We start from the raw sequence: 13,203 nt of genomic DNA, 5'->3' as shown, positions 1-13,203 counted from the left end.
GGAGGGGGACCGGCGGGCGGCGGGCCGGCCGGTCAGGAAGCCGGTGGCTCGATCGGCTGGGGCCGGTTCTCCCACTTGGTCGACAGCGCGATGCCGGTGCGGGTGGAGGCCACCCCGGGGGTACGGCTCAGCCGGACGATCAGCTGCTCCAGCTCGGCGATGGTGCCCACCCGCGCCTTGAGCAGGAAGGACTCGACGCCGGCCATGAAGTAGCAGGATTCGATCTCGGGCATCTGCCGGAACGTCTCCAGCACGTCGTCGGTGTCCCCGCCGGAGTCTTCGACGATGCCGATCAGCGCGGTCACCCCGAGCCCGATCGCCTCCGGCTCCACCTCGGCCCGGTAGGCCCGGATGACGCCGCCGGACTCCAGCTTGCCGACCCGTTCGTGCACCGCTGGCGCGGAGAGGCCGACCTGCCGGGCCAGTTCCGCGTACGACAGGCGGGCGTTACCGCGCAGTAGTTCGACGAGGCTCCGGTCGATCGCGTCCACGGAGGGTGAGCCTATCCGTTGGGGCGTAACGTCCGGCCACCGGCATCCGTTGGATCTGACAGCAGGTGACAGTTCGCAGACCGACGGTCAAGGGAGTCCCGCGCCGGTACCATTTACTAACTTCTCACTCCGTGCGTTTTTCGCGTTTGGCGGACAGGCCAGTTCGCTGGTGCTGTAATTGCCATACGTCCCTCATGACGGCTCTGGGCTCGCACCGGCCGGGGGCAGTGTGTTCAGCCGAGGGCTTCGTCGACGCGAGGAGGGGGCTGTGGACACTGGAGATCGCCTGCTGACACCGGGTGAGGTCGCTGCGTTGTTTCGGGTGGACCCGAAGACTGTGACGCGCTGGGCAGCGGCCGGCCGGATAGGCAGCATCCGGACTCCAGGCGGGCATCGCCGGTTTCGGGAATCCGAGGTGCGGGCCCTGCTGGAAGGGGAGGGCATGTTGGACGAGGCGGACGACATGGGCAAACCACGCAATGTGGGGCCTGCCGCCTCGACCGGGCCGGGTCCGGCCAATGCCGGGATGTACTGAATGGTGCGAGACGGACGCGCGGGCCGGCCGAACAGGCCGGCCCGTCGCCGACTGAGCAGGTGGCGGGCCCGTGTCCGGGCTGATCATCCGGCCCGCAGCCGGCCGGGCGTGCGTCCCGGCCAGCGGCGCGGTGGCGGTCGCGGACCTGGTCAGCGGTCGGCGGCCAACCGGCCCGACCAGCGTCGGAACAGGGTGTGCGGCACGCCCAGGGCGTCCAGCACCTTGCCGGCCACGAAGTCGACCAGTTGCTGGGCGGTGGCGGACGCACCGGCACCGTAGAAGCCGGGGCTGGCCGGCAGCACCACCGCGCCGGCGTCGTGCAGCGCGATCAGGTGTTCCAGGTGGCTGCGGGTCACCGGGGTCTCCCGGGGCACCAGCACCACCGGCCGCCGTTCCTTGAGGTTGACCTCGGCCGCGCGTTGCAGCAGGTCCTTCGACAGGCCGATGGCGATGCCGGCGCAGGCCGCCGTGCTGGCCGGCACCACCGCCATCCCGCGTACCCGGTAGGAGCCGCTGCTCGGGCCGGCCGCGATGTCGCCGGCCGGCCAGTGCCGCACGTCGTCGCCCGTGAGGTCCCGGCCCAGCCAGCCGGCGAGGTCCTCGGCCCAGTGCCCGTCCCGGAACGGCCGGCCGGTCTCGTCGAGGACGGTCAGCCGGGCGGCCCGGGACACGATCAGGTCCACCGGCTGCCCGGCATCGAGCAACCCCCGGACGACGGCCGCCGCGTACGGCGTGCCGGACGCCCCGGAGACCCCCACCACCCATGGTTCGCGCATACGCCCAGCCTGCCTGGTGTACGCCGACCGTCGGACGCCCACCCCCGGATCCGTCTCCGGTCCCCTGCCCTCCCACCACTCCCGCCCGCCGGGACCCGCGCCCGCCCGGGGGCCGCGCCCGCCCGGGACCCACGTCCCGCCCGGAGCCCGCGTCCACCCGGCCGGGGCAGGGTCTCCGCGGTCCTCCACCGTCGCTGAGCACACGATTCAGGCATCCGTCGGCGGGCCCTGGGCGGGGCGTCAGAAGCGGACCTGCGATGCTGCGCTCGGTTGGTCCACGCCGCACGGGGGAGGAATCGGTAATGGTCGAAGAACTCCTCTGGTCATTACGGTCGGCGTGCCCGATCCCACCCCGGCTCTCCCCGTACGCCGAGGGGGTGCAGGACTGGCTGTTGGAGCGGCTGCCCCGACTGGGTCTGCCGTTGGGCGCCGAGGCGTTGCACCGGCTCGACCGGGCCGGCTTCGCCCGGTACGCCGGCCGCCTCTATCCGGACGCGAGTGAGCCGGACCTGCGTACCGTGGCGGCCCTTTTCACCTGGTTCTTCCTGGTCGACGACGCCTGCGACGGGCCGGACCGGTTGCCCTCGGAGCAGATCCGGGCGCTGCGCCGGGGGACGTTGACCCTGCTGCACGACGGTCCCCGACGACGGCACCCGGGATTCGGTGGGCCGTTGCGTCGGCTGCTGGTGGAGGCGTGGCGGGCACCCCGTCGCCGGATGCCGGCGCGCTGGCGGCTGCGGTTCGCCGACGCGGTCGGCGACCACCTGGACGGCAACTGGCGGGAGGCGGTGGCGAAGGAGAGCGGGCGGCCACCCGGGGTGGACGAGTACGTCGCGCTGCGCCGGGCCACCTCGGCGGCGTACGTGTCGTATCCGCTGATCGAGTTCGTCGGGGGCCGGGTGCTGCCCGACGCGGTGTACCACCATCCGCTGCTGCGCCGGATCGGCGCCCTCGGCAACGACCTGCTCTCCTGGTACAACGACCTCGCCTCGATGGAGCGGGACCGGGTCACCTCGGGCGGGCACAACCTGGTGCTGGCGCTGGCCGCCGAACGGAACGTGCCGGTGGCGGAGGCGGTGGAGCTGGTCGCCGAGCGGTGGCGGGACACGATGGGCCACTTCCAGGCCCAGTGCAGGGCGGTCCCGTCGTTCGGTCCGGCGCTGGACGGGCCAGTCGCCACCCACCTCGACGGGGTCGCGAACGCCGTCCGGGGCACCATCGACTGGACCCTGGAAAGCGCCCGCTACCCCCTCCACCCCCACCCCTGACACCACCCCAGTCCCCGCTGCCCCGCTGCCCCACTCTGCCCCGCCGCCCCGCCGCCCCGCCGCCCCGCCGCCCCGGTGATCAAGAGGTTTAGGTCAACCTGAAGATCAAAGTTGACCTAAACCTCTTGATCACTTGACGCAAACCTCTTGATCACCGGGGTGAGGCAGGGGGTGGGTGGGGGGTGGGTGAAGCAGGAGGGGCGGGTGGGGTGGGGAGCAGGATGACGTGCCGGTGGGGTTGTCAGGGGTGGAGGTTGAGGCGGAGGAGCAGGTCCAGCAGGGCGAAGGCGAACAGGGCGATACCGACGAAGCCGTTGGCGGTGAAGAAGGCCCGGTTGACCTTGCTGAGGTCGGTCGGGGTGACCACCAGGTGCTGGTAGCCGAAGGCGACGGCGGTGAGCACCAGCCCGATCCACCAGGGCCAGCCGTAGCCGACCAGCGCGCCGAACCAGACGAACAGGGCGAACGTCACCACGTGCGCCACGGTGGAGGCGTGCAGCGCGAAGCGTCGGCCGTAGCGGGCGGGGACGCTGCGTACCCCGATCACCCGGTCGACCTCGTCGTCCTGGCAGGCGTAGATCAGGTCGAAGCCGCCGATCCACAGGCCGACGGCCGCGCCGAGCAGCCAGGCCGGCCACGAGCCGGCGAAGGTGCCGGTGACGGCGAGCCAGGCGCCGACCGGGCCGACCGCCTGGGCGATCGCCAGGATGGCGTGCGGCCAGTCGGTGAACCGCTTGCCGTAGGGGTAGACGACCAGCGGGATCACGGCGAGCGGGGCGAGCAGCAGGCAGAGCGGGTTGAGCAGGGCGGCGGCGGCGAGGAAGACCACCAGGGCGACGGCCGCGCCGGTCCAGGCCGTCCGCACGCTCACCGCCCCGGTGACCAGTTCCCGCCCGGCGGTACGCGGGTTCCGGGCGTCGATCCGCCGGTCGAGGATGCGGTTGGCGGCCATCGCGAACGTCCGCGCCCCGACCATCGCCACGGTGATCAGCAGCAGGTCCCACCAGCGGACCCGACCGCCGTTGACCTGCATCGCGGTCAGCGCCGACAGGAACGCGAACGGCAGCGCGAAGACGGAGTGCTCGATCGCGACGAGCTTGAGGAAGGACTTGACCCGACCGGGGCGGGCGGCCGGCGTAACGGCGGTGGCCATCAGATGCCGTACTCCTTCCAGCGCTTGTCGACCAGGGAGGCGACCTCCGGCGACATGGTCATCTCCTCCGGCCAGCCCCGGGTGTACCCCTCGGTGGGGAGCTTGCGGGTCGCGTCGACGCCCACCTTGCCGCCCCAGAACTGTTGGTAGGACGCGTGGTCGAGGTGATCGACCGGGCCTTCGGTGAGCAGCAGGTCGCGGGCGTAGTCGACGTTGCCGAAGGCCCGGAAGGCGACCTCGTGGTAGTCGTGCACGTCGCAGTCGGAGTCGACGATCACGATCAGCTTGGTCAGCGACATCAGGTGCGCGCCCCAGATCGCGTTCATCACCTTCTGCGCGTGCTTCGGGTAGCGCTTGCGGATCGACACGATCGCGCAGTTGTGGAACACCCCGGCGGCCGGCAGGTCGTAGTCGACGATGTCCGGGATCATCAGCTTGAGCAGCGGTTGGAAGATCCGCTCGGTGGCCTTGCCGAGGCCGTGGTCCTCCTGCGGCGGCTTGGAGGTGACGATCGAGTGGTAGACCGGGTTGCGCTGCATGGTCATCGTCTCGATGTGCAGCACCGGGAACGGCTCGACCGGGGTGTAGAAGCCGGTGTGGTCGCCGAACGGTCCCTCGGGCAGCCGCTCGCCGGGCTCCAGGTAGCCCTCCAGCACGATCTGCGCGTGCGCCGGCACCTGCAACGGCACGGTCAGGCAGTCGACCATCTCGACCCGCTCGCCGCGCAGGAACCCGGCGAACAGGTATTCGTCGATGTCACCGGGGAGCGGCGCGGAGGCGGCGTAGCTGACCACCGGGTCGCAGCCGATGGCGATGGCGACCGGGAGGCGCTGGCCGAGCCGTTCGGCGACCGCGTGGTGGGCGGTGGAGTCCTTGTGGATCTGCCAGTGCATGCCGAGGGTGTTGCGGGAGTGCTGCTGGAGGCGGTAGAGACCGAGGTTGCGCTTGCCCGTCTCCGGGTGCTTGGTGTGGGTCAGCCCGTAGTTGTGGAAGATCCCGCCGTCGTCGGGCCAGACCTGGAGGCCGGGCAGCCGGCCCAGGTCGACGTCGTCGCCGGAGTAGACCACCTCCTGGCAGGGGGCGGTCTTCACCTTGCGGGGCGGCACCGACTTGAGCTGCATGACCTTGCCGAGGCCCTCGCGGATGCCGGACCAGCCGACCGGCAGCTCCGGCTTGATCAGCGCGCCGATCCGGTCACCGATCTCGTTCAGCGAGTCGACGCCGAGCGCCATCGCCATTCGCTTCTCGGTGCCGAACAGGTTGATCGCCAGCGGCATCTCGCCCCGGGTGGGCCGCTCGAAGAGCAGCGCCGGCCCACCGGCCCGGACCGTCCGGGTGACCACCTCGCTGATCTCCAGCGTGGGGTCCACCGGGACGGTCACCCGCCGCAGTTCGCCCGCGCGCTCCAGCGCCGCGAGGAAGTCCTTGAGATCGGTGTACGGGAAGCCACGTGCCGCCATACGGCCAGTCTCCCGCACCCCGGGCGGCACCCCCCACGCCGGGTCCGACCCTGCGGCGTGCGCCTCCCCACCCGGACAGGTGCACCTTCCCGCACGGGCGGACTGCCGCCTCGCTCAGAGATCTTGGAGAGAAGTGGCCCTCACAGGGGCCACTAGCTGCCAAGATCTCGGTGAACGTCTCCCCGCGCGGGCAGGTGCGTCTCTCCGGTCAACAGCTGCTCGTTGGACGGGTGACGGTGGCCGGCAGGCCGGCCACCGGAGTCGGGACGGGGGCAGGGATGGGCGACGGACGGGTTCCGGCGGGGTTCACCGAGCAGCGGGCACAGGTCGGTGATGTGGCGATCAACTATGTCCGGGGCGGTCAGGGGCCGACCGTGGTGCTGCTGCACGGCTACCCGCAGTGCTGGCGGATGTGGCGGGGGCTGCTGCCGGAACTGGCCGCGACGTACCAGGTGGTCGCCCCCGACCTGCGCGGTTTCGGCGACAGCGACGCCCCACCCGAGGGGTACGACAAGTTGACCGTCGCCGCCGACCTGCACGGGCTGCTGACCGGGCTGGGCCTGGCCGACGACATCCGGCTGGTCGGCCACGACGTGGGCACCATGGTCGCGTACGCCTACGCCGCCGCCCACCCCGACACGGTGTCCCGGCTCGTGCTGACCGAGGCACCGATTCCGGACGAGAGCATCTACGCGTTCCCCGCCCTGAGCACGGCCGGGCCGGCGGTGTGGAACTTCGGCTTCTTCAATCTCACCAACGGCCTGCCGGAGGAGCTGGTCGCCGGCCGGGAGGCACGCTGGGTGGACCGCTTCACCGATTCGATCATGGTGAACAAGGGCAGCATCGGCCCGGCCGACATCGAGGAGTACGCGCGGCACCTGGCCGACCCGGCGCACCTGCGGGCCAGCTTCGACTACTTCCGGGCCTTCGCGCAGGACGTCGCGGACAACACGGCGTACCGGAAGAACCCGCTGCCGATGCCGGTGCTGGCCGTCGGCGCGGCGGCCAGCCTCGGCGGGCAGGTCGCCGACCAGGTACGCCGCTACGCCCGCACGGTCGACGGCCGGGTGGTCGCCGACTGCGGCCACTGGCTGTTCGAGGAGCGCCCCACCGAGTTGGCCAGCCTGCTGCTGCCTTTCCTGCACGACTGACTCGCCCTGCGCCCGGCAGGCGAGTCAGCGAACGCGGGCCAGCAGGCGCGGGCCAGCGCCAGCCGGCGCAGGGTCGACAAGCGAGTCAGCGAGCGCGCGGGCCAGCCGGCGCCGGCCGGCACGGGGTCAGCGGGCGGGTCAGCGGGTAGGGGCGAGCGCGACGAACGACCGCCAGGCTGCCGGGGTGAAGGTCAGCACACCGCCGTCGCGATCCTTGCTGTCGCGGACGGCGACCAGCCCGGGAAGGTTGTCGGCCACCTCGACGCAGTCCCCGCCGTTGGTGCTGCTCCGGGTGCTGGTGCGCCACCGCGCGTCGGTCAGCTCCATGACTTCGCCACCTCCGTCAACAGATCGATCGACTGCCGGGGCGGCAGCGCCTCCCCCTGGATCGACTCCCAGGCCGACCGGACCGCCAGCACGTCCTCGGTGTGGTCGATCACCTGGCCCTTGAGCTGATCGTCCAGATAGACGACATCCTCCCCGGTCGGGAGTGTAGCCAGGATGAATGCCCCGGCGACACCTGGATACGCGCCGACCGAGGCGGGCACGACGTGCAGCCGGACCCGGGTGTGCTCGGTGGCGACCTTCACCAGCCGCAACAGTTGCTCGCGCATCACCACCGGCCCGCCGACCGGGCGGCGTAACACATGTTCGTCGAGCACCGCGACGAGCTGCGGCGGTCGTTCGCCCGCCAGCACCGCCTGCCGGGCCAACCGCGCCTCGGCCCGCTGCTCCACCTCCTGCTCGTCGAAGAGGCCGACGCTGCGGAACAGCGCGCGGGCATAGGCCGCCGTCTGGAGAAGCCCTGGCACCACCATGGGCTGGAACGACCGGAGCACGGTGGCCTGCCGCTCGTTGGCCTCCCACTCCCGCATCCACTGCGGCGACCCGAGGCGGGCCAGCATCCGGGCGAACGCGCCACCGGTGTCGAGCGCCACGTCGACCCGCTCCCAGAAGTCCGGCGGCGGCTTGCGCGCCCCGGTCTCGACCATTGCCACGGTGGACGGCGAGTAGTTGACCGCCTTCGCCAGGTCCTCCTGGGTCATCTTCCGGGCGGCCCGCATGTGCCGTAGTTCCTCGATCAGCACCTGTAAGCGCTCGTCCATCCGCACGCCTCCTCACCGTCGTGCCCGCGTTTTTCACCGGCCTCACCGTCACCGCCAGGGAACACACAGGGTGACCGATCGCCTTCTGATCGTATTCCGTCCTGATCAGACTGTGCACACCCGGAACCGCCCGGATCCGACCGAAAGGACGGGCGGAACCGTGGCGGGGCCGTCCGGCACGTCGGCGACGGACGGCCCCGCTTCCAGGGGCAGTCGCCCGGCATGTCGGCAACGGACGGTCCGCACGCCGGGAGCGCCGGCACTTCGGCGACGCCACGACCCACCCCAGGCCCACAGGCGAGATGAGGAGCACCCGATGACCAGCCCTGCGCAGCGCTCCCGGCTCCATGTCCCACTCCGGCCGCTGTGGCTCTGCCGGGCCTGCGGCGGTCCGTGGCCGTGCGCCACCGCCCGGCTGACCCTCGCGGCCGACTACCGGAACAGCCGGGTCGCCCTGTCGATCTACCTGGCCGGGATGCTGTACACCGCCGTCGAGGACCTGTACCGGCTCCACCCCCAGGACGCCCCGAAACCAGGAGCGCTGTACGACCGCTTCCTCGGCTGGGCCGCCCGCACCTGTCGGTGACCTTTAGTTTCCGGTCAGCCAATGGCACGAAACTACAGATTTCTTTTAGTTATGCGCGCCCAGCGGCAGGTGCTCGCTCTGGGCACCCCCGACCCCGGACCGCATTTCCGGTCAGGCCGCCGGCTCCCAGGCGTACCCGGCGAGAGGCGGGTCGAGCGGGGCACGGGTGAGCCGGTTGGCGAGGGTCGAGATGGTGTACGTCCCGACCCCGAGCACCACGTCCAGGGCGTGCCGGGCCCGGTAGCCGGCGTCGAGGAAGGCGGTCAGCTCGTCGTCCGGCACGTCACCGGCGTGGTCGAGGACGGCGAGGGTGAACCGGCGCAGCGCCGCCAGCCGGGGTTCGGGCAGCTCGGTGCCGTCGCGTAGCGCGGCGATCAGTTCAGTGGCGGCACCCAGCCGGTGCAGCGTCGCGGTGTGCATCGCCACGCAGAGGTGGCACCGGTTGCGGGTGGCGACCGTCAGCACCACCACCTCCCGCTCGACCGGCGCGAGGTCGGTGGCCTCGAAGGTGGCGGAGGCCGCCAGGAAGCCCTTGAGCAGCTCCGGGGATGCGGCCATCAGGCCGACCCCGTCGGGCAGGTGGCCGAGCTTCCGGTGCACGCCGGCCATGGCCGGGCGGGCGGCGTCGGGCGCGGTGTCGAGGGTGTGGACGGGGAAGGTCGGTCGGGACATGGCAGTACCCCTCACGTACGATAGTCAACGTGGTTGTCCAAACAGTAAACCAGGTTGTCGAACATGTCGACAAGTGACCCCGAGCGCCCCGGCTTCGTGCTGCCCCTGCTGCTGCTCGCCGGCTTCCGCAGCCTCATCGACGACCTGCACACCGAGCTGGCCCGGCAGGGCCACCCCGACCTGCGGCCGGCACACGGCTTCGTGCTCCAGGCCGTCGGGGTCGACGGCACCACCGCGTCCGAACTGGGGCACCGCCTGGGCGTCTCGAAGCAGGCCGCCGGAAAGACCGTCGACCGGCTGGTCGCCCTCGGCTACCTGGAACGCGCCGACGACCCGGCCGACGCCCGCCGCAAACTGGTCCGGATGACGGAAAAGGGTGTCGACGGGCTACGCCGGTCGGCGGTGCTCTTCGACGCGCTGCGGGAGCGCTGGGTGACGCGGCTCGGCGCGGACCGGGTCGCCGCCCTGGAAGACGACCTGCGCGCGGTCACCCCGCCGGATTCCTTCCGCCTCGACGTCCCCGGCTGGTTCGGCACCTGACCACTCCAGAGCCAACCAACGACGATCCGGGCGCAAGCACCGGCAGGAGCGGCCCGGTTCGGGTCAGGCGGTTCGCGGTGTTGCCGTGCTGGCCCGTGTCACCAGCCGGTTCGGCACCAGGCTGGTACCGGGCTCGACGGGCTGGTTGCGGATCTGTCGCAGCGCGGTCTCGACGCATCTGCGGCCTACTTCGGCGAAGTCCTGATGGATCGTGGTCAGCGGTGGAATGAACGAGGCGCTGTCCGGGATGTCGTCGAAGCCGATCACGCTGATGTCGCGGGGAACGATCCGTTGCTTCTCGTGCAACGCCCGCAGCACGCCGAGGGCCATCTGGTCGTTGCCGGCGAAGACCGCGGTGCACGACGCCTCGTCTGCCAGCAGGAGGCCGGCGCGGTAACCGGATTCGGCCGACCAGTCGCCGCGATGCATCGACGGTACGGGCCGACCCGCCCCTTCAAGCACGCAGCGCCACGCCGTCGCCCGACGCTCGGCGGCGAAGGACTCCGGCGGCCCGGCGACGTGCCAGACGGTGTGGTGGCCGAGGTCGAGCAGGTGTTGGACGGCCTGCCGCGCACCGTCGGCCTGATCGGTGTCCACCACGCGGTAACGGTCGCCGGCATCGGAGTCGACGACCACGACATGTACCCCCGGCGGGAGGACGAACATCGCGGCGTCGAGCAGATGCACCTCCATCACCACGATGACGGCGTCCACCGCCAACTCGCCCAGTCGGGTGAACGCGCCCAGCACGCCGTGCTGGGTGGGTGTCGCCACGGGCATGAGCGTGATCACGTAACCAGCCCGGCTGGCGTGGGTGGCGATCGCCTCGATCAGCCGGCTGTTTCCCGTGGTGGACAGCGTGAAGATGATGACGCCGATGGTGCGGAACTCGCCGTTCTTCAGCGCCCGGGCCGCACTGTTGGGCCGGTAGCCCAACTGCTGCATCGCCGCGAGAACCTGTTGGCGGGTGGACGCGACAACACCGGGATGGCCGGTGGAGACGCGGGATACCGTCTGCGCGGAGACGCCGGCCGCTCGGGCCACGTCCGCCATCGACACGCGCCGGTGGCGCCGGGTGATGCCTGACGATCCTGCGAGGGCCCGCGGCACACCGTCCGGCGATGCTGGGATCATCGCCACGGTGCTCCTTTCGCAGCCCGGCGGGCTGTTGAACGACACGATAAGGCAGCTGTCTGGTTCTTGACGCCATCCGAGGCTGGTGACGTTATCACCGCCGGTGTTTACGTAAACATCGGCAGCTTCCCGCTGCTCACCGACCTGCGAGGCCGGGTGGAACTCGCCGTACGCGGCGGCGGGGACGCGGACTTCTGGTTTCTCATCAACCGCACGGATGAACCCGTGGACATCACCAGCATCGACGGCGACCCGATCGTGACCACCGGCGAGGATGCCGGGACCCGTGGCCCGAACGGTCTGGCGCCCAGGGGCATCGCCGTCGTGAAGACGACCCTTGTAGAGACGTTGGAGGGTTCCGGAACAGGCGTTCCGGAACCCTCCCACGTCAGGTTGGTGTCAGCCGCGGGTCCACCGCTGGTTGGCGCCTCCGTTGCAGGTCCACATGTTCACCGCTGATCCGTTCGCGGTCGCGTTGTTGGCGACGTCCAGGCACAGCCCGGACTGGACTCCCACCACGGTGTTGTTGGTGAGCGTCCACTGCTGGTGGGCACCGCTGCCGCAGTCCCCGAGGACCGCCGTGGCGCCCGGCGTCGTGCTCTGACCGGAGACGCCCAGGCACTTGCCGAGCGACTGCAACTGGCGGGTGGAGGCGTTGTACGTCCACTGCTGGTTGGCCCCGGTGTGGCAGTCCCACAGCGCCGGCCTGGTCCCGTTTGCGGGGTTGCTGTTCGGCACGTCGAGGCAACGACCCGACTGAGCGCCGATCAGCCTCGCCGTCGTCGTCCCCGTGGACGGGACCGGTGTCGTCGGCACGACGCCGCCCAGGTCGATGGTGCTGTACGTGACGGAGTTGACGGTGCTGCCGTTGTAGCCGCCGCTGAGCACCACCAGGCTGTGGCCGTCGGCCAGCGGAACCATGCCGCGGCTGTACCCGCCGGCGACCTTGGAATCGACCCGGGTCCAGGCGTTCGCGGCACCGCCCTGGGTGTTGACGAACACGTCGGTGGTGCTTTGCGCACTGACGACGAGGGTGCCGTTGGAGCCGCCGGTGGGAAGCCAGGTGATGTACGGGTTCCAGAGGGCGGTGTGGCCGTCGGTCGACCTCAGGACCTGGCCGGTGACTGAGCCGAACGCCTCGGGGTTGGCGGAGATCTTGTAGTAGACCGCGAGGTTTCCCGCCGGCGAGCCCCCGTACTCGTACGTCATCACGTAGTTGCCGTTCGGCAGCTTCGCCACTGTCGACATGCCGGGTCGGTCGCTTCGGGTGGAGGTCGCCACGTCGTCGACGACGGGGCCCCAGTTGACGCCGTCCGTGCTGACCTGGTGCACCAGCTTCTGGCTGTGGCTGCTGTCTCGCTCGTCGGAGTAGTAGACGATGAGTTTGTTGCCGTTGACCAGGAAGAAGGGTTCCCAGACCGGTCTGCCCGCGCCGTTGACGATGTTCTTGACGAAGGTCCAGGTCTGCCCTTGGTTCGTGCTGGCGTACATGTCGATCTTGAACCCGGAGCGGTTACTGGGGACGGAGTCGCCGGCGGCCAGGATGGTCCCGGCGGGGAAGTTGCCGATCGCGGTGGGCAGTTCGAACAACTGTGGCTGCCAGCGCATGCCCCAGCCGTTCTGCGTGTCGGCGACTTCCGAGATCTTGGTCCAGGAGTTGCCGGTGTCGGTGCTGCGGTAGATCGGGAAGACGGGCTTGCCGTTGGTGTACTGCTCGAAGGTGGCGAGCATGGTGCCGTTGGACGACCCGCTGTGCTCCAGCCGTATCCCCCTCGGGTAGAGCGTGCCGGGGGCGGGGGTGCCGGACGGCGGGGTGTACATGGTCTGCGAGGAACGGGTGACGGCCTCGCTCACTGTGGGGAGGAGGACCGTGCCGACCGCCGCGACCAGGGCGAGCAGCAGGAGCAGGACAAGGAGGGGGAGGGGACGGGAAAGCGGGGCGGCGCCGGATCTGACGCCTGTCTGCTTCGGGAACATGTGCGGCTCCAATAGCGGGGGAACGAGGTCTCGTCCGGGTCCGCCGCGTCGGGAGTGACCTGGTGGCGGTACGGCGGAGTTCAGGGAACTGTCAGCCGGGCGAGTTGGTGTCCAGCGGCTGGTCGTCGTCCTCGTAGGGTGGCTACGATCTTGCCGCTCGGCAGTGGGGTCGACCCCGCATACGAGATGCGGTACGGACGACTGCAGTGTCCGGTCGGCGTGACCATCACCGACGGGCCGAACCCTCGTGTGCCGTCGAAGACATCGACGGCACCTCCAGCTTGTCATCGCCATCAAGGGGGTACGAGCACCCAGGCGATGCGCTTGTCCCACTTTCTCATGGAGAGTCTCTCC

General features: G+C 70.6%; 15 protein-coding genes. 6 read left to right on the top strand and 9 right to left on the bottom strand.

Going from position 1 to position 13,203, the window contains the following annotated elements; all coding sequences use genetic code 11:
- Positions 1-32: 32 nt before the first annotated feature.
- Positions 33-491 carry an Lrp/AsnC family transcriptional regulator gene (locus GA0070216_RS12430; protein WP_091244277.1) on the bottom strand — a complete coding sequence of 153 codons (459 nt, stop codon included), beginning with the start codon at positions 489-491 and terminating at the stop codon, positions 33-35.
- A gap of 268 nt (positions 492-759) precedes the next feature.
- On the opposite strand from GA0070216_RS12430, the gene GA0070216_RS12425 reads away from it, so the two are divergent.
- The gene (locus tag GA0070216_RS12425) at positions 760-1,026 is read left to right on the top strand and encodes a BldC family transcriptional regulator (RefSeq protein ID WP_084261470.1); all 267 of its coding nucleotides are present in this window, start codon (positions 760-762) and stop codon (positions 1,024-1,026) included.
- 149 nt (positions 1,027-1,175) lie between these two features.
- Here GA0070216_RS12425 and GA0070216_RS12420 read toward each other — a convergent pair whose 3' ends face one another.
- The gene (locus GA0070216_RS12420) at positions 1,176-1,802 is read right to left on the bottom strand and encodes a UbiX family flavin prenyltransferase (RefSeq protein ID WP_091244273.1); all 627 of its coding nucleotides are present in this window, start codon (positions 1,800-1,802) and stop codon (positions 1,176-1,178) included.
- A gap of 302 nt (positions 1,803-2,104) precedes the next feature.
- On the opposite strand from GA0070216_RS12420, the gene GA0070216_RS12415 reads away from it, so the two are divergent.
- Positions 2,105-3,070 (top strand): terpene synthase family protein, encoded by a 966-nt coding sequence (locus GA0070216_RS12415; protein WP_091244271.1) that lies wholly within the window; start codon positions 2,105-2,107, stop codon positions 3,068-3,070.
- A gap of 241 nt (positions 3,071-3,311) precedes the next feature.
- Here the strand turns inward: GA0070216_RS12415 and mqnP are convergent, their stop codons facing one another.
- Together mqnP and GA0070216_RS12405 are read right to left on the bottom strand one after the other, a co-directional pair.
- Positions 3,312-4,223, bottom strand: a complete 912-nt coding sequence (mqnP, locus tag GA0070216_RS12410) for a menaquinone biosynthesis prenyltransferase MqnP (RefSeq protein ID WP_091244269.1) — start codon at positions 4,221-4,223, stop codon at positions 3,312-3,314.
- Positions 4,223-5,683, bottom strand: a complete 1,461-nt coding sequence (locus GA0070216_RS12405) for a menaquinone biosynthesis decarboxylase (RefSeq protein ID WP_091244267.1) — start codon at positions 5,681-5,683, stop codon at positions 4,223-4,225. The genes mqnP and GA0070216_RS12405 overlap by 1 nt, the downstream gene beginning before the upstream one ends.
- A 278-nt stretch (positions 5,684-5,961) precedes the next feature.
- On the opposite strand from GA0070216_RS12405, the gene GA0070216_RS12400 reads away from it, so the two are divergent.
- Entirely contained in the window at positions 5,962-6,834 is an 873-nt protein-coding gene (locus GA0070216_RS12400) for an alpha/beta fold hydrolase (RefSeq protein WP_091244265.1), read from the top strand.
- A gap of 138 nt (positions 6,835-6,972) precedes the next feature.
- On the opposite strand, the gene GA0070216_RS12395 is transcribed toward GA0070216_RS12400, so the two are convergent.
- Both GA0070216_RS12395 and GA0070216_RS12390 read right to left on the bottom strand, forming a co-directional pair.
- Positions 6,973-7,161, bottom strand: coding sequence for a DUF397 domain-containing protein (locus GA0070216_RS12395; RefSeq protein ID WP_091244262.1), 189 nt, complete (start codon positions 7,159-7,161; stop codon positions 6,973-6,975).
- Positions 7,152-7,940 (bottom strand): helix-turn-helix domain-containing protein, encoded by a 789-nt coding sequence (locus GA0070216_RS12390; protein ID WP_091244259.1) that lies wholly within the window; start codon positions 7,938-7,940, stop codon positions 7,152-7,154. The genes GA0070216_RS12395 and GA0070216_RS12390 overlap by 10 nt, the downstream gene beginning before the upstream one ends.
- Positions 7,941-8,256: 316 nt before the next feature.
- Here GA0070216_RS12390 and GA0070216_RS12385 point away from each other — a divergent pair, with 316 nt between their 5' ends.
- Positions 8,257-8,526 (top strand): hypothetical protein, encoded by a 270-nt coding sequence (locus tag GA0070216_RS12385; RefSeq protein ID WP_091244256.1) that lies wholly within the window; start codon positions 8,257-8,259, stop codon positions 8,524-8,526.
- A gap of 111 nt (positions 8,527-8,637) precedes the next feature.
- Here GA0070216_RS12385 and GA0070216_RS12380 read toward each other — a convergent pair whose 3' ends face one another.
- On the bottom strand, positions 8,638-9,198 hold the full coding sequence (locus GA0070216_RS12380; protein ID WP_091244252.1) for a carboxymuconolactone decarboxylase family protein: 561 nt from the start codon (positions 9,196-9,198) through the stop codon (positions 8,638-8,640).
- A 63-nt stretch (positions 9,199-9,261) separates the two neighbouring features.
- On the opposite strand from GA0070216_RS12380, the gene GA0070216_RS12375 reads away from it, so the two are divergent.
- Positions 9,262-9,738: a MarR family winged helix-turn-helix transcriptional regulator gene (locus tag GA0070216_RS12375; RefSeq protein ID WP_091244249.1), complete on the top strand. Its 477-nt coding sequence runs from the start codon at positions 9,262-9,264 to the stop codon at positions 9,736-9,738.
- A 63-nt stretch (positions 9,739-9,801) separates the two neighbouring features.
- Here the strand turns inward: GA0070216_RS12375 and GA0070216_RS12370 are convergent, their stop codons facing one another.
- Positions 9,802-10,791: a LacI family DNA-binding transcriptional regulator gene (locus tag GA0070216_RS12370; protein ID WP_091245232.1), complete on the bottom strand. Its 990-nt coding sequence runs from the start codon at positions 10,789-10,791 to the stop codon at positions 9,802-9,804.
- A gap of 237 nt (positions 10,792-11,028) precedes the next feature.
- On the opposite strand from GA0070216_RS12370, the gene GA0070216_RS36585 reads away from it, so the two are divergent.
- Positions 11,029-11,331 (top strand): Beta-galactosidase C-terminal domain, encoded by a 303-nt coding sequence (locus GA0070216_RS36585; RefSeq protein WP_425413153.1) that lies wholly within the window; start codon positions 11,029-11,031, stop codon positions 11,329-11,331.
- On the opposite strand, the gene GA0070216_RS12360 is transcribed toward GA0070216_RS36585, so the two are convergent.
- Positions 11,272-12,849 (bottom strand): ricin-type beta-trefoil lectin domain protein, encoded by a 1,578-nt coding sequence (locus GA0070216_RS12360; protein WP_091244242.1) that lies wholly within the window; start codon positions 12,847-12,849, stop codon positions 11,272-11,274. The two genes, GA0070216_RS36585 and GA0070216_RS12360, sit on opposite strands and share 60 nt — an antisense overlap.
- Between the last annotated feature and the right edge of the window lie 354 nt (positions 12,850-13,203).

Origin of the sequence: Micromonospora matsumotoense, assembly GCF_900091525.1 — a bacterium.
Taxonomy (GTDB): domain Bacteria; phylum Actinomycetota; class Actinomycetes; order Mycobacteriales; family Micromonosporaceae; genus Micromonospora; species Micromonospora matsumotoensis.
Note: the sequence above shows the minus strand (reverse complement) of the source record. Positions and strands in the feature narration are given on the sequence as shown.

Bases quoted from the DNA above. Each gene is read 5' to 3' on its own strand.
- GA0070216_RS12390 (WP_091244259.1), bottom strand. From the start codon at position 7,940: ATGGACGAGCGCTTACAGGTGCTGATCGAGGAACTACGGCACATGCGG.
- GA0070216_RS12405 (WP_091244267.1), bottom strand. From the start codon at position 5,683: ATGGCGGCACGTGGCTTCCCGTACACCGATCTCAAGGACTTCCTCGCG.
- mqnP (WP_091244269.1), bottom strand. From the start codon at position 4,223: ATGGCCACCGCCGTTACGCCGGCCGCCCGCCCCGGTCGGGTCAAGTCC.
- GA0070216_RS12385 (WP_091244256.1), top strand. From the start codon at position 8,257: ATGACCAGCCCTGCGCAGCGCTCCCGGCTCCATGTCCCACTCCGGCCG.
- GA0070216_RS12370 (WP_091245232.1), bottom strand. From the start codon at position 10,791: ATGGCGGACGTGGCCCGAGCGGCCGGCGTCTCCGCGCAGACGGTATCC.
- GA0070216_RS12395 (WP_091244262.1), bottom strand. From the start codon at position 7,161: ATGGAGCTGACCGACGCGCGGTGGCGCACCAGCACCCGGAGCAGCACC.
- GA0070216_RS12375 (WP_091244249.1), top strand. From the start codon at position 9,262: ATGTCGACAAGTGACCCCGAGCGCCCCGGCTTCGTGCTGCCCCTGCTG.
- GA0070216_RS12420 (WP_091244273.1), bottom strand. From the start codon at position 1,802: ATGCGCGAACCATGGGTGGTGGGGGTCTCCGGGGCGTCCGGCACGCCG.
- GA0070216_RS12360 (WP_091244242.1), bottom strand. From the start codon at position 12,849: ATGTTCCCGAAGCAGACAGGCGTCAGATCCGGCGCCGCCCCGCTTTCC.
- GA0070216_RS12380 (WP_091244252.1), bottom strand. From the start codon at position 9,198: ATGTCCCGACCGACCTTCCCCGTCCACACCCTCGACACCGCGCCCGAC.
- GA0070216_RS12415 (WP_091244271.1), top strand. From the start codon at position 2,105: ATGGTCGAAGAACTCCTCTGGTCATTACGGTCGGCGTGCCCGATCCCA.
- GA0070216_RS12400 (WP_091244265.1), top strand. From the start codon at position 5,962: ATGGGCGACGGACGGGTTCCGGCGGGGTTCACCGAGCAGCGGGCACAG.